We start from the raw sequence: 21,034 nt of genomic DNA, 5'->3' as shown, positions 1-21,034 counted from the left end.
ATTGGTGACGATCGTAATCATTGATGTCAAGCCTTGAATCGGGGCGAAGATGAAGGTCGACAGGGAAACCAAGAGCGCGAACCGTGAGGCGCTGCTGTCGGCGGCGTCACGGCTGTTGCGCGATCGCGGGGTCGACGGCGTCGGCGTGGCCGAAATCAGCCAGGCCGCGGGGCTGACGCACGGCGGCTTCTATCGTCACTTCCGCTCAAAGGATGCGATGGTCGCCGCGTCCATCGAAAGCACGTTGATGGAGCAGGCCGAGCATGTCGCCATTGTCGTCGCCGAGCACGGCCTCGACGCGTTCGTTCAGACTTACTTGTCGCCCGCCCATCTCGGAGATCGGGCTTCGGGCTGCGCCATCGCCGCCCTGGGCGGCGACATGACCCGCCAGGGAAGCGAACTCCGCGCCGCCTATGCGCGCGGCGTGCGCGCCTACCTCGATGTCTTCGCCCCCCCCATCGGACCGGATCGTGCCGAGAGCCTGAAACGTCTGGCCGCGCTGATCGGAGCCGCGGTCCTCGCAAGAGGGCTGGCCGGCGTCGACGGCGCCCTTGCGACCGACATCCTTGACGCGGTGCGAGACGATCCGACCGCGGCCGCACACGACTAAGCCCTCCGCCGACGGCCTCGGTTCCTGACCTACTCCGCTACTCCCACTCTAATGTTCAAACAGGCCGTAAGCGACTGTATTTCCATCACTTTTGTCTCGCCCCGCTCTCCTGAGGCCGTCGACCAGCCCGTCATTTTACTCTGCTGAGCAAAATCAATGACTTAGCAGCACGAAAAAATTTTCGGCCTTCACGGTCTTTCGAGGACAATCGGCTCATCTGGGGCCCACGAAACTTCAGAGAGGGTTTGTCCATCGGCGCGGCAATACCGCACGGCTACGACGCTAGTCCACTTGGACCCACACCAGCAACAGCCCAAGCGCCGCCGCACGTACGATGGGCTGCCGCGCTCTCGTGGGCATAGAGCGAGCTACTCTGCACAGCCCTGAGCGGAAGCTAGACCGCAAGGTGCGGTTAAGGGGCGGCCTTGCCGGCGCGTTCTGCCTGCTATTCTGCCGATGCATCGGCAAACACGCCTTGCTAAGGTTGCAGCGGGGAGGCCGGAGCTGCGCGGATCGATTCGCTCGCAGGGACCTCGGTCGGTCGAGGCAAAGGGCGTTGTGACGGTCCATGGCGATTTATAGCTGGCATGAGATCGGTGACGTGCCGGCCGCGCCTGGCGTGTATGCCTGGTATTACACCCCCGAGATCACCGCTTTCGATCTCGACCGGATTACGTCTGAAATCCATGAGCTGAAAGCGGACCGAGGGGCCTCGGCCGCCAAAGATGCAGTCCGCGATTTCCTCGATGAGACGGTCTTCCGCTACTTCCGGGAGCAACCCTATTCGGCCCAGCTTCGTGGGCCTCTCAAGCCTCGCTACGAAGGGCAAATCGAGCACCGGCCGACGCTGTCCGAATCCTTGCTGGACCGGATCGTCGAGGAGCCGGCTCGTCTCGCGACCATACGCACGGTCCTTGAGGCCTCAGCCCCGAACTTCGCTTCGCCGATCTACATCGGGATGTCAGAGCGCCTGCGCACACGCCTCGCGAAGCACAAGGCGTTGATCGAGAGATATGGAGAGCTCCCCGATCCGGGCGGTTCCGAAGAGGAGCAGCGCGATCATAGCTTCGCTAAGGAAGTGCGAGCACGGAGTATTCCGCCGTCCCGATTGTTCGTAGTAGCGAAGGTGATCTCGGGGCCGCCCGGCACCTACGTCGACATTGAGAACATACTGAACCGTATCCACTATCCCCTTCTCGGAAGGAACTGAAATATGGCGCTGCGCCTCCGGCGGGAGACCGCCTTAGATCTCACTCTCGAAGGAACGGTAGGCTCCTTTCGCGTAGGCGCCGTTAGCGGAGGGTCGCGGTCGCTGGAGGTGAAGTATCTTTTGACCCATGTCGGGTTGAACTTCTCCACGTCGTCAAACGACAAGTTGCTCAGCGCCCTCGCACCGGTTCGTGAGATCTTCGACTTCCAGAGCCTCGACTTCGACGAGATCATGCAGCGCGACATCGACGACGCGCGCGTCTCAGCGGAGCTGGTGCCCTATCTGCTCGATGAGCAGTCGAAGGACATGATTAAACTCTTCCCGCCGATCGTGATCGTGGTCATGCCGATCCGCGAAGGGCGGACGCAGCCGGAGAGTTTCTATCCTGAGGTCTCGATCGAAACGCTCGACCCGGAGGGCGATCGGGAGCACCCGGTCTTGTCCACCCGGTCAGGGAGCGTCGGCAGCGAGGTTTTTCAGTTTGAGCAGCCAATCGACGACGGACGGCCACTTACCAGTGACCTGGTCCGCCTGAAGCTCAACACCCACCGCACGCGGCTGGTGATCGTCGATGGCCAGCACCGGGCGATGGCGCTGCTGGCGATCTACCGGAACCTCAAGGACCAATGGTCCGACGAACGCCGCGCACCCTTCAAAGAATATTACTCGGCCTGGACGAAGAACTACATCGAGCGGTTCAACCTCAACGAAATCAATCTGCCCGTGCTGCTCTGCACGATCCCCGAGCTCGACACGGCCTACACCGGCGACTTCGACATGAAGAAAGCCGCTCGCTCGATTTTCCTGACCTTGAACAAGACGGCGCGACAGGTCTCCGACGCTCGCAATAAGCTGCTCGACGACAACGACCTGATCAGCTTCCTGATGCGTCGCACGCTGTCCCACATCAAGGAACGGGACGCGCGCTCGCCGCACGCCCTGCGCATCGTCAACGTCGAACTCGACCAGGAAGGCAGCCGACAGAAGATCCAGACGCCCGTGGCGATCACCGGCGTGCCCCACATCTACTACATGACCGAGCACATGATGCTCGATAACGGCGGCACCGTACGTGGCGTCAAACCCCGCGCGGGCACCTTCTATAATCGGACCCGCCTCGACGATCTTCTTGCTCGGCTAGACGGACGCAACCTGCTCGGGGCTGGAACGGCGGACACCATCCGTCGGGATCTCTTCACTGCCGCCGCGGCCGAGAAGCTCGCCGCCCAGTTCGACCGCAGCTACGGCACCTATGTGATCGGCGCGCTCGAACGCTTCGCTCCTTTCGATCGGCACAACCGAGCCGTCATCGAAATGGGTGAGCAGCTGGAGCGCGAACAAGACCGTCAGCTCAAGCCCATCCTGCTGGAGGGTCAGGGGATTGGCCGCGTGTTCGAAGCTCACCGGACGAGTCTTCGACAGCGGCTGAGGAACGGCTACTTTCGAACCGACGTCCCCGAGATCGAGGCGAGCTCACGGCGCCTCGACGCGACCGCCACCCGCATCGAGGACACCGTGACCCGGCTCCGACGCGACCGAGCTGCTCGCTTGTTCGGTGACCTCTCCGACAAGAAGCTGGTGCGCGGAGAGGACGGCGCGATCCACTCCAAGATGGTGGACTGGTGCAACCGCCTGTACGACGAACTCTTCACCACGGTCGCTTTTCAAAGCGCGCTGGTCTGCGGTTTCCTAGGACTTGTCGAGAAAGCCGAGCGCAAACTCAAGAAAGGCGAATTTGGCGATCAGCCGCCGATCGACCGTGACCAGGCCTTCGACGAGTACGTCACGCAGCTAAACCAGTTCTTCGTCCCGCGCTCGCCCACGCAGCTCAAGCGGCTCATCCGCGTCTTCACCGGCGAAGTAGCGGACGACAAAGAGGTCTGGGCGGTGCGCCCGAGCAACCAGACCTTCCGCAGCGTCGTCTACCGGGCCGAGATGCAGCCGGATCAATGGCCGAAGTATCGCTATCTCCTTCTGGAAATCTGGCATCCGACGCATCCGGCCCTGCAGGCGATTTTGGGCGAGGAACGGTCTGAGTGCCGCGCGGAAGTTTTTGCGGCGCTCCACGACCACTACGAGACCGCGTTCTGCCGCGAGAACCAGAAGGCGAAGGACGAGCTGTCCAAAGATGAGCGTAAAGGCATCTTCACTCAGGCGTTCGACACCTACGCCGGCCTTATCCGGAACATCGGCGCGGATTCTCTGGATCGGAAATCCATGCGCGAGGCGCTGTCACAAGTGCCCGCCGCCGCCGCCACGGAAGCTGAGGCCGAGCTGGAGGAAGATCAGGTCGACTGAGGCGCTGGCGTCAGGCCCGACCGGGCGCGCGAAATACAAGGGTGCGCCATCGCACGGCGGCTCGCCCAAGCGCGTCGCCGCGTTCGAGGTTTCGCACCGGCGTGAGACCGGCCGCACGCGCGTCGGCCTCCAGAGCCCGAGTGTCGACCTGTCTGATCGACCGGCCAGGATCGGCCGGCCCGATGCGGACGGAGATTGCGAGATGCCCGCCAGGTGCAAGGAGCTGCGCCAGACGGCGGATACCGGGCGCGCGGTCTCTGGGTGCGAGATGCATCCAAACCGCCGAGACCAGAATGAACGCGAACTGGCGTTCGGGTAGCCGCGCCAGCTTCGGCAGAGCGTCGTCAACCCACTCTACGTCTGAGGAGGCATGCCGCGTCACCGCTTGGCGCCGGAGCCCGGCCGACGGCTCGACAGCGGTTACAACATACCCTCGATCGGCGAGCGCCGCCGCATCGCGACCGGATCCCGCCCCGACATCAAGAACCGCCGTTCCGGCTTCCGGCAGAAGGTCCAGAACGTCGACATGCACCCGGTCGAACGAGGTGGACTCATACAGGTCAGCCATGCGCTCGGCCGAGCCATCGTAGACAGACACCGATCGCTGGGATTGCGGCACGCGCGCCCGGGTGCTCGCAGCTCGGGTCATGCTCCGACCCGCAGCCAGTTGAGATTGAAGAAGCCGATTAGCGAACCGATGGCCGCGATCGCAAGCGCGATACTGAAAGCCGTCACGACCGTATAGGGCCAGTTGAACAAGCCGCGGCCCGAGGCCTTCACGAACGAACCCGGATTGAAGCGCTCGATCTGCACCATGTAGGCCGACATGACGTGTCGAACGCGCCAAAGTACGGCGATCAGCGCGACATCTAAGACGAAGGCCAGCAGGAAGATCGGTCGCTTGAGGTCCTGTACGCCGGTCACATTCAGCGCGGCGTACCACAGACCGCCGGTGATCGTGATCGCCAGCAAGGGCACTTGCCACATGATCTGGTTCATGGCCCGATACTGCTGGAAATTCTGCTCGTAGCAGGCTTTGTCTCGGTCGAAGGCTTCCTTCCGAGCTGCGTCTTCGCTTGAAGTCTCGCTGCTCATGCGCCGCCCTCCAACTGACAGGTGTAGCTGATCGGTCGAAGGCTGCCGAGCGCCGGCGCCCAGGGCTGCCGCACCACAAGCACGCCGCCAGCCGCTTCAATCTTTTGCTCGGAGCGCACGACCCGAATGCCCGAGACAACCGCCAGGGCCATATGCGCCTGATGAGCTAGGGCGAACTCGACCTCAAGGCGGGTGAGTTGAATGAGGCGACCATCGCCGCTGGCACCCTTCACCTCGACGAATAGGGTCGCTCCGTCACGCTCGGCTAAGAAGTCGTAGCTTTCCGAAGCCGAGCGGTCTTCCACGGTCCAGCCCTCCCCCTCGAGCCAGGCTCGAGTCACCTCCATCGCATGCAGCTCGACGGCGCGGCGCTCGGCGGCGTCCGCCAAAAAGCCTTGGCCGCCGCTTGCGGGCTGCACAGTCTCGGCGGTTGTCGCCATCCCGCCGACAAGGTCCAAGGCCAGGCTCTGGCAGGCGGCGTCGCCCGTCTCCAACATCGCGACCGCGGCCCGGCGCAGGGCCGCGCGCTCCGTCCGCGAACGCCAATGCTCCAGCATGTCAGCTGGGACCGCTAGGTGGTCGAAACTCGCCCGCCACTCCCGCAAGCTGTCGGGCTTGCGAGCGGGCTCAAAGTCCTCGGGTCCGATGCGCTGGCCGCGCTTCGTGAACACCCAAGCTCCGTCGTTGGAGAGGTGCCAGACCGGACGCCACCGCATGTCCGGGCGGCCCGTGTGCACACCGCCGATCAGCTTAGCCACACGTTCCACGATCCGCTCGGCGTCCATGGCCGACGGTTCGATGGCACCCTCGTCGATCAGGTCGACCACAGCGATAAGGCAGGCCGGCTTGAAGAACGGCGCATCGCGGGACCGGCGCGCGCGTGCCGACGCAACCAGATTATCCCAGGGGCTGCCGTCGCTCACGCCCCCACTCCTATTTATGGCAGGCCAGACAGACCTTAGACGACCCGTAGACGACATCGATGTCGAGCGGTTCGGGCTCAGCTCGAAGCGGATTTATCGGCTGCCGCTCGCGCAAGCGCGCCACGCGCCGCTCATGGTCTTCGCGGATCTGCACGACGCGCTCAGGACGGCTAAGCGCGTCGAGGCTCTCGCCTTGGCTCCACGTGAACGGCGACCCGTGCTCGACCGCATTCTTCTCATAGGCCTTGGCCTCTTCGAAGGCTTCCGGGTGCTCGTCCATCAAGCGCACCCATTCGATCTTCTGCTGGAAGAAACAGAAGGTGCAGCCGCTGCGCGATCGCCAACGGTAGTAGCTCGGCAGCCCGACGCCGGAAGCATCGAGAATCTCGATGACTCCTTCCTTGTCGATCCCCTCCTCGCGAAATGGCAGCCGCACCGACAGGTTGGGATGCGTGGACGCGTAGCCTTCGCGGTAATCCTCATCGCCCCGGATCGCCACGTAGCTGACGATCTTGACGCCGGCATCCAGGTCCGGCCGTAGCCATTGCTCGAAAGGGCGGATCTTCAGCTGGCGCGTGCACCACCGCGTTTTCGGCGACGGCAAGAAGCTCTTGTACTGCGTCAGCCAGAAATCGAACGTGCGGTCTGGATTGAGCCGCTGGATCGGCTTGCCGAGGAAGCCTTCAAGCGAGACAAGATACTCATAGACCTCGGGCAATTCCTTGCCCGTGTCGGTGAAGAAATACTCGAGTTCGATCTCAGGATGGTGCTGGCGCATGAAGACCGCCAAGGCCGCGCTGTCGCGCCCGCCCGAGAGACCGAGAACGTGCCGGACCCCTACTTCGCTCATCGTCTCGCTCCCTTCCGTCCCACTGCTGCGATCGGCACCTCCAACGGCAGTGCGGGCTGCGGATCCGGCTCGCTCAGCCGAGCCCCAAGCTCCGCCAAGGCGGCCAGCGCCACATCCCGGCTAGCGCCGGCGGTCTCCAGCAAGCGCTCGAGCTGCCCGGCAAGCTCGCGCACCTCGCGCTGCTGTCCCGCCGTGATGTCGAAATCAGGACGGACCGGAGATGGACGGCTGGGGTCGCTAATGAAGATCGCCATCCGGACACGGCCATCCTCGCGACCCTTCACATGCGCAAAGGCCTCGGCCCGCACGAACTCCTGCGCAAGCGCGGCAATCTCTACTCGGGCGTGATCGATGTCGCGATCGACCCAATCGCGCGGCGGCTTGTTCGCAGCCAGGCTCGCCAGCCCTTCAATCTCTTCCAGGTCGCTCCCGTAGGTTTGAAGGCGCGTCGCGAAGGCATCTAGCCGGTAGTTGCCAGTAAGGCCCCGAACGGCTGCCGCTCGGGCGTATAGATCGGAGCGAACCTTTTCCGTCAGCTCGCCAAGCCTCAATTCGCGCAGCAGCACCGCCTCCAGCTCGCGCAGCAGCAGCGGGTAGGCGCCGACCAGTTCCCGCAGTCCCTCCTGCAGCGCCCCAACCACCGCTTCGGCCTCTTCGGCAGTCCGATCGTCAGCGCCGAAGAGCGATGGCAGGTCGTCCAGCAGAAACTTGTTCGGATCGCTCGCCAGCTTGGCGAGGTTTCGAACCTTGGTCGCGACCGGCGACAGCCTCCCAGTCCGAAGGACCCAAGCCGGCAGATCGAGCACCAGGCCGACCAGACCGCGGGCGACGTCGATCGCTTCGGGATGCGTCTGGTTGGCCGGGATGGCGCCGAATTCGGCTACAAGCTCCGCTACGCCGGAGAGCACGCGGACATGGAAGTCGCTGGCTTCGGTCCAGCGGAGCCGCACGCTCGCCGGCTCCTGCGCCAGCCGGTCGATCAAGATCGACCCAACGCGAGGCTGGAACGCGCCATCGAGATAAACGGCGAGCCGTCCGGCGCGGGACATCAGATAGGCGATGGCAAGCACCGGCAGGAGGCCGTCGCGCACGCCGTACGGCGGCTTGCGCCACTCGGCATAAAGCGTCGCGAGGTCAGCCCCGGTCGCGCCGGCGTTCTGAAACAAACTCTCCGCCGCCGTCCAGAGAGGCGCGAGATTGTAGTCACCGCCCGCCACCGGGTCAGCGAACACGTACCGGTCGGGATCGTCAGCCCGGGGCTGATGGAGCCCGGTCGCTTCCAGAAGCGAGTCATACAGTCCGCGTGAGGCAGGATAGCCTTCGATGCCGAGGCGCGGCTCCTGCCAGCGCTCGACCATCGCCTTCAACAACTCCTTCTGCGCGGCGATGGCGTTCGACGACGGCTTGATGCGGTTCAGAAGCTCATTCTTGAGCTTGGGTCCGAGCTTGTAGCGCTGGTCCGCTAGGTCGGACGCAATCGCGTTGAGCGTCGCCCCGCCCTCGGAAGTGACAAGCTCCTCAGACTGAAGGTCCTGCCAGGCCCACTGCGCACCATCGAAAGCCTGGTTTAGGCGATCTTCGACCTCTGCCGCGAGGCGAGCGATACGAGCGGACACTTCGCGCCGAGCCACTGCGTCGCCCTGAAGTTCAGAGCGCTCTGCGCGCACCGCCTCCAGCGCGAGAAGCTCGGCCGCAAGTTCGCGGATCATGAAGCTGTCGCGTGTCCACCCGACGGCTGCGGGCCAACGCTCCGCCGCTCCGGCGGCCGCCTTCCACAGCTTCTTGGCCTTCGCGTCCGTTTCAGCCTCGGTCCCGATGAGAAGCAGGAACAAGCCGGTGGCGCCGGATTGCGGGCGAAACTGCCGCACGCGCTCAGTGCCATCTGCAAGTGCCGCGATATCGACCTCGAACCAGCGCAATGCGCCCGTGACATGGTAGTGGCGCTTGGCGAGCACCGGCTGCAGCAGCGCGAGAGTGCGCAGGCGTGCCAAATCGATCACCGGAAGCCGTGCTCGCACCTCGGCGACCGCTGCATCGATGTCGAAATCGCTTCCGGCGTAGATCGCGAATGCACCCGCGTGGCGTCGGTATAGGACGACTGACCAGGACTGCAGGTCGTCGAGGCACCGATCGAGCCGATCGGCTTCGATCCACGGAAGCGCCTGGGCGAGAACAGCGCCGCTGGCGAGGAGCCCCGAACGCTCCTTGAACATGTCGATCAACGCGATCGCCTTGACGATCGCGACATGATCCGGCTCCGCGCCGCGGGCTTCGCTCCGCTCGACCGCATCCACCGCAAGCGACCAGCGATGCCCGTCAGGCGAGGCGAGGATCGATGGCTCCAGATTTGCGCGGAGGTAATCCCAAAGGTGTGTCGACCCGTAAGCCATCGCGTCGAGCACCGGCTCGGACTTTAGATACTCCTGGAAACCGAAAGGCTCGGCAGAGTTCAAAAATCCGAAAACGCTTCTCTGATTCTGGCCGAACCGCCGCCGCGACAGCGGGCCGAGCAGGCTCGCTACGACCGGGTGCAATGGCCAGCATTGGTGGAGACGCTCGCCGAGATCGGCGGCCGTCGCCGGGCGCTGCGCCCGGATCGCGTCAGCAATCGCTGCCGCCTGCGCTGCATTGGTCTCGGGACCGGCGTCGGCCTCGATCGCGCGGGCGATAAGCTCGACCTGCTCCTCGCCCGCGACGTTGATCGGCACATCGGCGAACCGGCCCTGGATCTTCAGCCACTCGTCGCGGATCTCGCGCCCGAGGCGATGGGCGTAGTCGTCGAAGGCCTGGTGCAGCACACCGACCACGATCAGCCGTCCGTGGCTGCGATTGGCCGCTTCCGCGAGCTGCTGGAAGAAGTAGACGTCCGCCGCCCCGTAAGCCGCCTCCTCCAAGAACTTGCCCATCTCGTCGATGACGAGAAGCGTTCCTGCGGTGCCGGGGCGGTTCGCTGTCTCGACAAGGCGCGCGATCACATCGGCCTCCGCCTTGCTCGGGCGACCACGCGCTCGCTTGATCGCCAGCGCTTGATCGAGCGACGCGCCGACCATCTTGGCCGCGTCCGCTCGACTGCCAACGACCGGCAACACCGTCCATCCGCGCTGGTCCGGATCAAGTTGCCGCTCCAGAGCGCTAGCGATGTCCGGTCCCAGAGCGGCACGCGCGTGAGCCTTGAGCGACGGCTCGCCAAGCAAAGCCGCTACCGCCACCGCCAGACTCGACTTGCCGCAGCCGTACGGACCGGTCCAGGTGAAGGCGCCCTGACCCGTCTCCTCGATCTGACGCGCCATCGACAGGAGCGATTCGCCTGCGCTTTGCGGACACACAAAACCCTCGAGCGCGGCAGCGCCGATGTCGGTGTCGACGCGGATCGAACGTTGAAACCGGCGCCTGACGTGGACGACGCCATCAAGTGTCTTCGTCATGCCGCCTTCGCCTCCGGGCGGGTACGGCGGTACAGCCGCTCGACAAAGGCCAAGGGGTCGAGTGTCATCACATCAGCGGCGTAGACCTGCCGCATGCCGGTCGACTCGTCCCAGCGCACGGCCCCGCGCGTGAGGTCGGACAGGCGCGCAAGCCGCTCGGCGACCGTTTCCTCATCCAAGAGGAAGACCCGGCCCGGCGACCCCGGTTCATGGGTCACCGCCTCGACGGTGAATTCGCGACGGGTCTGATAGAGCCCGCGCCAGAACCGAAGCAGCCCATAGAGGAATACCTCGTCGGGGAGCGTCGACTTCGGCCCACGCCGAAACTGGAACGCCGAGCCGATATCGACGGACTGAACGAGGCCAAGCTCGGTCAACGGACACTCAAGCGCATCTTCCTGCGTCGACCGGCCGTCGGCTTTCACGGCGTAGGTTCGGATGAAGCACAGCACATCGCTCTTCAGCGTCGATTCGGTGATGCGCGACGTCTTCAACCGACCGTCCTCACGAAGCTCATCGCAGCGACGGCCGAGTCGGGTTCGCACGACATCGCGCGTGAACGTCGGCTCATTCAATTCATTAAATGCCCAATACCACGTCGTCGCCCGCCCAGGGGTGGCGGCCAGATGCCAATGCAGCAGCCATAGGGACGCGGGGCGCTCAAGATAGGGATCGCCCGATTCGCCAAACAGAAGCCGACCGAGCGCAGTCGGTTGCAGTTGTCCGCCAGCGGACGACAAGTCTTCATCATTGCTGATCTGCAGCACCCCCGATGCGAGCGACCAATGCCGCATCGATGTGACCATGTTTTTACCCACGCCGAAGTTCGCAATCGCCGCATCGTCTGTAAAGATCGAGCGTGTGTCTGTCTGCCCGGCCGCTTCTGCCGCCACTACCGCATCGAAAGACTTCTTCAGCCAGCCATAACGCAGCGGAAATGTTTCATGACCTGCGAACTGCAGTCTGAACCGGCCATCATCGAGTAGACTGCGCGCCATAAAAGGCCTTACTGGTGAGCGAGACCAGTGGACCATAGCGTGGACTGGCGGTAACCGCCAGTGGCGAGTTCGAACGAGCGGTGGAGAGTGCAATGAGCGGAGGGACGCACGGCGTCTACATGGACTATCAGGCGTCCACCCCGCTCGACCCTCGCGTCTTCGCCGCGATGCGCCCTCATTTCGAGGGCGCGGCCGGCCTCGGCAATCCGCACGCCGCGGACCACGCCTATGGTTGGGACGCTGACGCCGCAATCAACCGAGCGCGCGATCAGGTCGCGTCGCTGATTGGCGCCGATTCGGACGAAGTCATCTTCACCTCCGGCGCGACCGAAGCCAACAATCTTGCGCTGCTCGGCGCAGCGCGGGCGGCGTTGCCGGCCCGGCGCGAGATCGTCGTCTCCGCGATCGAGCATAAGTGTGTGCTCGCGGTAGGCCGCGCCCTCGTCGACGAAGGATTCGCGCTGCGTGTCGCTCCCGTACGCCCCGACGGCATGATTGACGCCGACGAACTTGCCCGACTGATCGGACGAAACACGGCGATCGTCTCGGTCATGGCCGTGAACAACGAGACCGGGGTTGCGCAGCCGATTGCGCAGATCGGCGAGCTCTGCCGCGCGGCCGGCGCGCTGTTCCACTCAGATGCAGCGCAGGCCCTCGCGGTCGAACGCATCGATGTCGATGACTGGAACGTCGATTTCGTCTCCTTGTCGGCGCATAAAGCCTATGGGCCGAAAGGCATCGGCGCACTCTATGTTCGCCGGGAACGGCGACCGCAGCTGCGGCCGATCATGTTCGGAGGCGGTCAGGAAGACGGCCTGCGGCCGGGCACGTTGCCCACACCCCTGTGCGTTGGCTTCGGTGCCGCCTGCCAAATTCTGTCGGACGAGCGCGAGACCGAGATCGAGCGAACTCGTCGCCTTCGCGACCGGCTGCTCGATCAGCTCCGCGCCAAACTCCCCGATCTGGAGGTCAATGGAACGCTGATCTCGCGGCATCCGGGAAACCTGAACATCCGTGTGCCCGGAATCGAGGCGGAGCTTCTTCTTGCGGCCGTTCGCCCGAAACTTGCCGCGGCTACTGGATCGGCCTGTACATCGGGCACGACCGAACCGTCGCATGTCCTTATCGCGATGGGATTGAGCGGAGCTGAAGCTTCCGAATCGATCCGCCTCAGCCTTGGCCGCTTCACAGACGACGGTCAGGCGGCTGCGGTTGTCTCAGCTCTTGCCGAAGGAGCCGAGGAGTTGCGGCACAACGGGCATCAATGAGGCCGTTGCGCCGCCCTCGGCGGTGTAGAGCACGTTCACGAGTATCGCTTCGATTTCCGGGTTTTCAGTGAGCAGCGCCGCGGTTGCGGCACTATACTCACCTCCTCGCAAGCCTTCGAACTGTTCCTGAATAGTCTCTGCGAGCTGCTCAGGGATTTCGTGGAGCCAGACACAGAATTCCTCGTGGAAATCAGGGTCTTGGGCTGGCGAACACCAAGCATCCATCTCGGCATAGTGACGTTCAACGGCGGAGACCGGATCGCCGCCGCTGACAAACTGGCCGTAATCAGGACTATGGTCTGTCGCTTCGTGCAACATCAAATAGAGCTTCTGGTCGATAATCATCATCTCATCCTTCCATACGGTAAGGCGCGGGAGCGCGGCTGCGCGCCCGCGCACTGTGATTAGTCAGGCGGCCAGCTTCGCCCCGCCCACGGGCTCGGGCAGCTCGCGCGCCGACTTCGCCTGTTCGGCGTCGTTCACATCGATGCCGAAAGCTTGGTTGTAGATTCGGCGGATCGCCTCGCGCTCCTCTTTCGGCATCACGTCAGCCGCGATCAGCCAGTTGATCAGACTGCCTGCGCGATTGCGCGCTTCCGACCCAGCATCGATCGCGCCGCTCGCCTTCATGATGACGCCCACCCACATCGGCGCCTGCATGCGCCAGTCGATCGCGTTTGCGCGTTTGACCGCCTCGGCCATGGTCATGCGGTCGCCGGCAGTGGCGTTCAAGAGCCCCCGCAGGAGCGCGATCTGCGCGGCCGGCTTGAACAGCAAAGCATGCGGCGCATTCTCGTCTCGCATCGCCGGGATGTTCTCCGGATTGGCGAGAGCGTCCTGATAAGGCTTCAATCCCTCGAGCATCGCTTGCCAGACGGCGCCGACACGCTCGGCGCCCTCGTCGAGCTTCAGGTCGTCCGGCCGCGTCTGCGGCTGATAGAAGCTGTTGCCGAGGATCAGGGACGCGCTCTCATAAACCGCGCTGATCGTCGTCAGCTGGCGGCTGCGCGTGGTGAGCGTGTTGCTCTTCCAGTTGACGACTTCGAACGGCTTGCCGTTCACGAGCCGGTTGCCAAGCGGCTCGTCATCGCGGAGCAGGCGCCGGGTCACGATAGCGTAGCCGTCATCCTCGCTGGTGATGATGTTGTCGCCGCGGCTCGTCTGCTTCGCATAGCGGTTGACGGTGTTGAAGATGCGGCGCGTCTTCACCGGATTCTCGTGCTTGAGGAAAATGACGCAGACCTCGTCGTCAGGAATGTCCTTGACGTAGGGGCCGTACACCACGCCATCCTGCTTGGGCTCGTAGACGCTTTTGAGCGCCGCCAGACGGTGCTGGCCGTCGAGCACGATCAGGCTGCCGCCGTCGATGGTGACGAAGCCGATGCGGTGCGCGTTCGCCTTGTAGGCGCCCGGCACGCTGATCTTCAGGTCGGCGATGGTCTCGAACAGGACCTCGCCATTGTACACCAGGACGATGATCGACCCGAAGAAGCGGTCCTCGTTACGCGTCAGATAGGGCACGATCTGTTCGCGCACGCGCTTGTCGTCGAGTTCGCGCTGCATGCGCTCCTCGATCGAGAAGTTTGCCCACTCGTCGAGCTCGCTGGGCCGGCGGACGGCCTGCACCAGGTCGCGCACGCGCATGGTGGTCTCAAAATACTCGGTATTGCCGATGCGGCCTTTGATGGCGGGAATAAGCAGGGCCATGGGTCTTCTCCTTTTTAGATCAGGGGGGTGTCGAGCAGCTGCCGGTTGCAGACCGGCTGGAGGGTGGCGACGAGCTCGCGCTCGAAAGCGGAGCGTTCTTCTTCGTCGGCGACGAGGCGCCAGCTGAAGCGCATGATGCCGACAGGGCGGCTCATCGCGAGATGCAGCAGCCGGTTGCGGCGGAGACGATCGTGCTGGACGAAGCGCTGCCGGAGCTTGCGCGACTGCCCGACATAGAGGACGCCTCGAAGGTCGTGGATCAGGTAGACGCCGGCGTCGTCCGGGACCATGAACTCTCGGGTGAGCACCAACTCGACCGTCCCGTCCGGCGACCAGCTGATCTCTTGGGTCAGCAGGCGATCGGCGCGCTCTTGGCGCACCGCCTCCACGACCTCCCGCCATGCCGCATTCTTGCGCTCAGCCGCCGCCATGTTTGTTGTCCTAGTTAATATGTTTGCACAAACATGTCTTTTGTCTTCGGCTCCGTCAAGAGCTGCTGCACAAACAATCTGAAGACTTGAAATGTCGACACTTTGACTATTCGAATACTTGTTGCGTGATATCGTGTTCTGTGGCGTGTCAGGGTCGGGGGAGCGCCATGCCGGATCACGCGACCGCGAGGTCGACACGCAAGCAGATCGCCGGGTACTTCGAGCCCGAGGTGGCGCGTGCCCTGCGCCGCCTGGCGATGGACCGTGACACCACGCAGCAGACGCTTCTCGCCGAAGCGCTGAACGACCTGTTCGTGAAACACGGAATGGCGCGCCTGGCGGACGAGACGCCTCTGCCGCGCGGCGGCGCGGCCCTCAAGGCGCGTGGCTCCACCCCGCCGAACGCAAAGCGGACCTGATCGTGTTTCGTATTTCCGCGCGCACAGTGCTCGAGCTCGGGTCGGAGTTGATCAGCTCCGACATCATCGCCTTTTACGAGCTGATCAAAAACGGGTTCGACGCACGGACGAGGAACGGCGTCGACATCAAGTTCGACATCGTTCTGCGCAAGAACACCTACCTGACGCTGCGCAAACGGACTCGCGACGAAACCGTCAGCGTCGCGGCTCTCAAACGGGAGATCCGGGCTGCTCTGGCGCCGAGCGCCAGCGAGGCGGCACGGACTGAGTTCGAAGGGCTTATCGACGGAGCCACAACCCATGTCGCCCTGCGCCGCGCGCTCAAGGAGGCTCAAGCGCGCTGCAACACCATCACCGTCAGCGACACGGGCTCGGGCATGTCGCGGCAGGACCTCGAGAACAACTTCCTGGTGATCGGAACCGCCTCCCGAAAGCGGGACGTCGAAGCCGCTCTTCGGCGCGGCGATCGTGAGAGCCCTTATCTGGGCGAGAAAGGGATCGGCCGCCTGTCGGCGATGCGGCTCGGCGATCGGTTGCGCGTCGACACCGCTCGCGCCGACGACGTCATCCTCAACCGCCTAGACATCGACTGGACCCGGTTCGCCGATATCGATGCGATGCTCGATCAGGTGGCCGTCGCCCCAGAGGACGGGCCTGCAAAGCCGGCGCCGACCTGGTCCGGAACGACAATCGTCATCGCCGACCTGAGCGAAGATTGGACCGAAACGCGCGTACGGAGGATGGCCGAGTACGATTTCGCGCGCCTGACCGATCCGTTCCTCGACCAAAAATCGCGCCCGAGGGTGGCGCTGTACTGGAACGGCGAGCGCGTCGCTATTCCGTGGATGAGCCGCGACCTCATCGCCGCGGCGCACGCCCGCGTGCAGGGCGAGTACCGCGTCACAAACGACATCCCCGAGCTTGAGGTCACGCTGGAGGCGCTGAACCTCGGGTTCGAGCATCCTCACGAGACGCAGCGCATCATCGTGCCGCTGCATGATCTCCAAGCCGCCATCATCGGCAAGGACGGACCTGTGCCCGACTCGGCGCTGGTTTCGGTCGGTCCGTTCGCCTTTGAAGCTCACTGGTACAATCGGCGTCGGCTTTCAGGGTTCGACACCACGGGCGAGCAGCACTCGCTCAAAGAGAGGCAGGAGCAGTGGTCGGGCATCCTGTTGTTCCGCGATCGATTCCGCGTCTTCCCGTATGGCGAGGACGAGGACGACTGGCTGGCCCTCGATCGCAAAGCGCTCCGTCGCTCGGGCTACACGCTCAACAAGACCCAGTTCGTCGGCCGGGTGACGATCGGACGCGCCCTGAACCCGCAGCTGGTGGACCAGACAAACCGCGAGGGTCTCCGCCAAACTCCCGAGCAATATGTGCTCGTCAACGCGATGCAGTACGTCGTCCAGACCCTGCTCGGCCGTTTCCTGAAGGACGTCGAACGCCAGTACAAGGCGCAGAAGATCGACCTGTCGGACGCGAAGACGGAGATCGATCGTCTGGAGGACCGAGCGAAGATCGCGCACCGCCGCCTGCAGCGGCTGGTGCCGGCCGAGGGCCGGGACGCCCTGGAAGAGTTGAACCAGACGCTGCTCGAGTTCTCCGAGTTCGCCGAGCGCGCCCGCACGCGCATCGCGCAGGTCGAGCAAGAGAGCCGACAGATGGTCGAGATGGCCGGCGTCGGCCTGATGGTGGAGGTCGTCGCCCACGAGCTCGCGCGAGCATCCGAGAACGCGCTTAAAGCGCTCGACGTGCTCCATCGCCGCTCGGTGCCTCAAGATATCCGCGCACACGTCGACACTCTCCGCGCCGAGATGAAGAGCATCAGCAAGCGCGTCCGCGTGCTGGATCCGCTCAGCATCTCGGGGCGGCAGACCCCCGAGCTGTTCGACCTTGTCCAGTTGGTCCGGGACTCGCTCGAGGCTCATGAGGCGCAGTTCGAGCGGCACAGTGTCGACCTTAGACTCGCACTCCCGCGCCATCCCCTCCGGGTCCGCGCTGTGAAGGGCATGGTCGTCCAGATCCTCGAGAACCTGATCTCGAACTCGATCTACTGGCTCGACTTGCGAGCGGAGCGAGAGTCGAGCTTCCAGCCCTCCATTTCCATCGAGCTGGACACCAATCCGCCGAGCCTCATCTTCGAGGATAACGGACGCGGCATCGCGCCGGACAACCGGGAAACGGTGTTCAGGCCGTTCTTCTCGCTCAAGGAAAAGAGCAAGCGGCGCGGCCTTGGCCTCTTCATCGCACGCGAGGCCGCCGAGCATCATGGGGGCACGCTGACCCTCGATGAGACCGTCAATCCTGAGACCGGCCGGCTTCACCGCTTCGTGCTGGAGCTTCCCAACACCGTGGTGCGATCGTGACCGACCTGCCCGAACGCCTCGCGGCCGCAGGTGTACGCCGCGCCGTGATCGTCGACGACGTCTACGACGCGGTTCCGCTCGCCGCGGATTTGGCGATCGACGTCGAGGAATGGACCAACTTCTTCGATGATCTCGGCGAGGATGACCGCGAGACCTTGCGCGCGATCGCGCCCGAGTTCGATGCGCTGGATGCCGATCAGCTCAGGACATCAGACGGATTCGTTCGAAGCCTCTGGCAGACTCGCGATCAGCTTCGCCCCGAACTGATCAACCCGGTGTTCGCCCGCTACGTCGGGGACATGGCCCAGGACAGAGAGTATGTCGACGACCTCCAGCGCCAACTGGAGGCGCTCGGGCTCAAGGTGACGACCGCCGGCCGCGACTTCACCGCCGCGGCCGCCGAGGTCGATCTCGTTGTGATCGACCTGTTTCTCGGGTCGATGCAGGATGCCGAAGCGATCACGCATTCCAAGGAGGGGCTGAAACAGGTCGTCGCCGCACGGCCGTCGCACCCGCCGCTGGTGATCCTGATGTCCCGGAGCAACCGGCTCGCCAATAGGCGAGAAGAATTTCGGGATGAAGTCGGGCTGCAGGCGTCGGCGTTCCGCATCACGCGGAAAGCCGAGATCGCCGAGGGGAAGCTGGCCCGACTGCTCTCTCGCTTGACCGACCACTACGCGGACTCGACCAAGCTCGCCGCCTTCCTCCACGCTTGGGAAGCGAGCGTGAGCGACGCGGTCGGTCGCACCCTCGCCCTGATGCGGAAACTGGATCTTTCCGACTATGCCCAGGTGGAGCAGCTGCTCCTCAGCGAGGAGGGGGAGCCGACCGGCAGCTATGTCGTCGACATCTTCGACCGTGTGCTCCAACACGAAATCGAGCGCGAGGAGCGGCTGATCAGCGCTGCCCAGGCGCTCGACGGCATCACCGCCGAGAGCTACCCACCGCCCTATGTGGCGGGCTCGCCTGACCTACAGCAACTCGTCTACCGCTCGCTCTTTCAGCATCACGAGCGCTTGCGCCTCACCGGAACGGCTTGCGGCGTGGCTTTCGGCGATCTCCTTCGACCAAGTCCGCCCGACCGTCAGCTCCCCTGCCCTCTCGATGACGTGGGCCGCAACGAAGTTCTGGCGGTCATGACCCCAGCTTGCGACTTGCAGCGGGATGGCGCCAAGCGCGTGATGTTGCTCGTCGGCACACTGAAGCCGCTCTCGGCGCGAGACTGGAGCTACGAGGACGATCCTGTGCGAACGCCCGTCGCCGAACTCGACGGCGAGCGCTACTGGATCAAGTGGAACCTGAAGCACGTCGACATGATCGCGCCCGCCAGGCTCGCCGAGGCCGTCGCCGAAGGCGGGCTGGAGGTCGTGGCGAGACTGCGGGAGTCCCATGCTTTGGAACTGCAGCAGAAGATGCTGTCGGGCATGGGCCGCGTCGGTTTGCCGGGATTGATGCCCGCGGCCTTCCCAGTGCGCGTGCAAGTCTACATGCCCGGGGCGGACAAGATTCCCGAGCGGTTGCCGATCGAGGCTTTGCAAGAAGACAGCACGTGCTTCGTCGGTCGGCCTGGCATCGGCGCAATGCGTCTCGTGCTGACCGATGACGCCTGCGAGCAGATCGAGCGGGCGATCGCCGCTTTTGATGTGAACACCGTGCATGAGCGTGCGCGGGAAGCATTGCAGCACCTCCAGGCCAACCCCGACGATCTGACCTCTGCCCTCATCAACGGGCTCGAGCTTCCGAGTCCGGACGCGAACCAGTTCAAAGGCATTCCCTCTCCGAGCGGGGCCATGAACGGCAACAAGGTCCGGAGTATCGGCGTGATCGCGCGCAATCGGAAGGAGGACCAGGCCCTTGGGTCGGGCGATCTCGTCAATGCGGGCGTGATCGTGATCGTGACCGATCCGCCACGACGCGCGTCGACCACCCCCCCGCCGCAACCCGAAGGTGCGCCCGCCCCGCCGAAAAACGCGGCCCCTGCGCCTGAAGGACTAGCTTAGTCCTTTAGTAGGAGGCGCGCTTAGAAATGGCGCATCTGGCAGATCTTCGACCACGCGCCGCTTCGGATCGAAATCCACACCGACTGCGCTGACGACGCCCTTGGGATCGCAACGCCGGAAAGCCGAGAGACGCGACCCGGAGGGGAAAGCCTTCCCCTGCGGCCGAGCCTCAAGTCTCGGCTGACCCCTTCTGCGGGGCCGCGCCCCGCAACGCCCCGCGCGAGAGGAAGAGGGCCGCGGCTGTCGCCGTGACGGGTCTGGAGGTCGAGAGAGAGGCTCCCGGCCGGCCCGTCGCGGAGACCCGCGATGTCACGTCCTTCCCGCTACCGCTCCGCCCCGGCCCGCGCCGATCGCACCAATCTCTACGACGAGATCACCGACCGCATCATCGCCGAGCTCGAGGCCGGCCGATTACCCTGGGTCCAGCCCTGGGGGTCGACCGGCGTCGCCGCGCCGCTCGCCATGCCGCGGAACGCGGCCACCTCCCGGTGCTATTCGGGCATCAACGTCCTGATCCTCTGGGGCGCCGTGATCGCCCGCGGCTACGCCTCCCAAAGCTGGCTCACCTTCCGCCAGGCGCTGTCGCTAGGCGGCAACGTCCGCAAGGGCGAACGCGGCGTGACCGTCGTCTACGCCGACCGCTTCGTGCCCGACGGCGAGAAGCGGCGCGCCCGCGAGACCGGCGAAGACGCCCAGGCGATCCCGTTCCTGAAGCGGTTCACGGTCTTCAACGTCGACCAGTGCGAAGGGCTGGCCGAGGATCTCGTCCCCACGCCTGCGCCGATGCCGGAGGGGCTGATCCTGCCCGAGGTCGAGGCGCTGATCCGGGCGAGCGGCGCGGACCTGCGGCTCGGGGGCGACAAGGCGTTCTACGCGCCGGGTCCCGACTATGTGCACGTGCCGCGCCCGGAGGCTTACTTCGACCCGATCAACTGGCACCGCACGGCTTTGCACGAACTCGGCCATTGGTCGGGCCACCCCTCCCGACTCGACCGCGACCTCTCCGGCGGCTTCGGCTCGAAGAAATACGCCCAGGAGGAGCTCGTGGCGGAGCTTTGCGCCGCCTTCGCCTGCGCCTCGCTCGGGATCGTGCCGACCGTGCGCCACGCCGACTATATCGGCTCCTGGCTCGAGGTGCTGCGCGAAGACAATCGCGCCGTGGTGCGCGCGGCGTCGGCCGCATCGAAAGCCGCCGACTATCTGCTCGCCTTCCGGCTGGGCGCCGAGCCGGGCGTCGCCACGGCCGAGCCCGAGCGGATCGCCGCCTGATCTTAATCCCGCCGATCCGCCGATCCGCTTCGGCGGCTCTGCAGCTCCGTGCGTTTCCTCATCTCCGGCTTTCCGGCGCAGCCCGCTTCAGAGGAAAAGGGCTGCGCCGGTCTTCGTGACGGGTTGGAGGTCGAGAGAGAGGCTCCTGGCCGCCCGTCGCGG

At 64.6% G+C, this 21,034-nt stretch carries 17 protein-coding genes; 8 read left to right on the top strand and 9 right to left on the bottom strand.

The window, feature by feature from the left end:
• Positions 1 to 49: 49 nt before the first annotated feature.
• The 3 genes from VGN45_RS06495 to VGN45_RS06485 all read left to right on the top strand — a co-directional run bounded on the left by VGN45_RS06495 (position 50) and on the right by VGN45_RS06485 (position 4,118).
• Positions 50 to 610: a helix-turn-helix domain-containing protein gene (locus tag VGN45_RS06495; RefSeq protein WP_327460561.1), complete on the top strand. Its 561-nt coding sequence runs from the start codon at positions 50 to 52 to the stop codon at positions 608 to 610.
• Positions 611 to 1,178: 568 nt separating this feature from the next.
• Positions 1,179 to 1,820, top strand: coding sequence for a hypothetical protein (locus VGN45_RS06490; protein WP_327460559.1), 642 nt, complete (start codon positions 1,179 to 1,181; stop codon positions 1,818 to 1,820).
• Between the two features lie 3 nt (positions 1,821 to 1,823).
• A complete protein-coding gene (locus tag VGN45_RS06485; protein ID WP_327460557.1) occupies positions 1,824 to 4,118 on the top strand; it encodes a DNA sulfur modification protein DndB in 2,295 nt (764 codons plus the stop codon).
• Positions 4,119 to 4,128: 10 nt separating this feature from the next.
• Here VGN45_RS06485 and VGN45_RS06480 read toward each other — a convergent pair whose 3' ends face one another.
• The 6 genes from VGN45_RS06480 to VGN45_RS06455 are packed head-to-tail and all read right to left on the bottom strand — an operon-like array spanning position 4,129 to position 11,409.
• Entirely contained in the window at positions 4,129 to 4,716 is a 588-nt protein-coding gene (locus VGN45_RS06480; RefSeq protein ID WP_327460554.1) for a class I SAM-dependent methyltransferase, read from the bottom strand.
• A gap of 47 nt (positions 4,717 to 4,763) precedes the next feature.
• Positions 4,764 to 5,213, bottom strand: coding sequence for a hypothetical protein (locus VGN45_RS06475; RefSeq protein WP_327460552.1), 450 nt, complete (start codon positions 5,211 to 5,213; stop codon positions 4,764 to 4,766).
• Entirely contained in the window at positions 5,210 to 6,136 is a 927-nt protein-coding gene (locus tag VGN45_RS06470; protein ID WP_327460550.1) for a DUF3883 domain-containing protein, read from the bottom strand. The genes VGN45_RS06475 and VGN45_RS06470 overlap by 4 nt, the downstream gene beginning before the upstream one ends.
• A gap of 10 nt (positions 6,137 to 6,146) precedes the next feature.
• Complete coding sequence (locus VGN45_RS06465) at positions 6,147 to 6,986, bottom strand: phosphoadenosine phosphosulfate reductase family protein (RefSeq protein WP_327460548.1); 840 nt, start codon at positions 6,984 to 6,986, stop codon at positions 6,147 to 6,149.
• Positions 6,983 to 10,411, bottom strand: a complete 3,429-nt coding sequence (locus VGN45_RS06460; protein WP_327460546.1) for a hypothetical protein — start codon at positions 10,409 to 10,411, stop codon at positions 6,983 to 6,985. Before VGN45_RS06460 ends, VGN45_RS06465 begins: the two co-directional genes overlap by 4 nt.
• Positions 10,408 to 11,409 (bottom strand): DUF4007 family protein, encoded by a 1,002-nt coding sequence (locus VGN45_RS06455; protein ID WP_327460544.1) that lies wholly within the window; start codon positions 11,407 to 11,409, stop codon positions 10,408 to 10,410. Before VGN45_RS06455 ends, VGN45_RS06460 begins: the two co-directional genes overlap by 4 nt.
• A 92-nt stretch (positions 11,410 to 11,501) precedes the next feature.
• Between VGN45_RS06455 and VGN45_RS06450 the strand changes: the two genes are divergently transcribed.
• The gene (locus VGN45_RS06450) at positions 11,502 to 12,677 is read left to right on the top strand and encodes a cysteine desulfurase family protein (protein WP_327460542.1); all 1,176 of its coding nucleotides are present in this window, start codon (positions 11,502 to 11,504) and stop codon (positions 12,675 to 12,677) included.
• Here VGN45_RS06450 and VGN45_RS06445 read toward each other — a convergent pair.
• From VGN45_RS06445 to VGN45_RS06435, 3 genes are read right to left on the bottom strand one after another with little or no spacing between them, the layout of a single operon-like run.
• Positions 12,627 to 13,025 carry a hypothetical protein gene (locus tag VGN45_RS06445; RefSeq protein ID WP_327460540.1) on the bottom strand — a complete coding sequence of 133 codons (399 nt, stop codon included), beginning with the start codon at positions 13,023 to 13,025 and terminating at the stop codon, positions 12,627 to 12,629. The genes VGN45_RS06450 and VGN45_RS06445 overlap by 51 nt on opposite strands.
• Before the next feature lie 60 nt (positions 13,026 to 13,085).
• Positions 13,086 to 14,384, bottom strand: coding sequence for a DNA sulfur modification protein DndB (locus VGN45_RS06440; RefSeq protein ID WP_327460538.1), 1,299 nt, complete (start codon positions 14,382 to 14,384; stop codon positions 13,086 to 13,088).
• 14 nt (positions 14,385 to 14,398) lie between these two features.
• Positions 14,399 to 14,815: a GIY-YIG nuclease family protein gene (locus VGN45_RS06435; protein WP_327460536.1), complete on the bottom strand. Its 417-nt coding sequence runs from the start codon at positions 14,813 to 14,815 to the stop codon at positions 14,399 to 14,401.
• Between the two features lie 167 nt (positions 14,816 to 14,982).
• Here VGN45_RS06435 and VGN45_RS06430 point away from each other — a divergent pair, with 167 nt between their 5' ends.
• The 4 genes from VGN45_RS06430 to VGN45_RS06415 all read left to right on the top strand — a co-directional run bounded on the left by VGN45_RS06430 (position 14,983) and on the right by VGN45_RS06415 (position 20,872).
• Complete coding sequence (locus VGN45_RS06430; RefSeq protein WP_327460534.1) at positions 14,983 to 15,234, top strand: ribbon-helix-helix domain-containing protein; 252 nt, start codon at positions 14,983 to 14,985, stop codon at positions 15,232 to 15,234.
• Between the two features lie 2 nt (positions 15,235 to 15,236).
• Positions 15,237 to 17,603 carry a sensor histidine kinase gene (locus tag VGN45_RS06425; RefSeq protein ID WP_327460532.1) on the top strand — a complete coding sequence of 789 codons (2,367 nt, stop codon included), beginning with the start codon at positions 15,237 to 15,239 and terminating at the stop codon, positions 17,601 to 17,603.
• Positions 17,600 to 19,603 (top strand): hypothetical protein, encoded by a 2,004-nt coding sequence (locus VGN45_RS06420; RefSeq protein ID WP_327460530.1) that lies wholly within the window; start codon positions 17,600 to 17,602, stop codon positions 19,601 to 19,603. Before VGN45_RS06425 ends, VGN45_RS06420 begins: the two co-directional genes overlap by 4 nt.
• 306 nt (positions 19,604 to 19,909) lie before the next feature.
• Entirely contained in the window at positions 19,910 to 20,872 is a 963-nt protein-coding gene (locus tag VGN45_RS06415) for an ArdC family protein (RefSeq protein ID WP_327460528.1), read from the top strand.
• The last annotated feature ends 162 nt before the right edge of the window (positions 20,873 to 21,034 follow it).

It is taken from the genome of Brevundimonas sp. (genome assembly GCF_035999125.1).
In the GTDB taxonomy this organism is placed as follows: Bacteria; Pseudomonadota; Alphaproteobacteria; order Caulobacterales; family Caulobacteraceae; genus Brevundimonas.
This window is presented reverse-complemented; position numbering and strand designations above follow the sequence as displayed.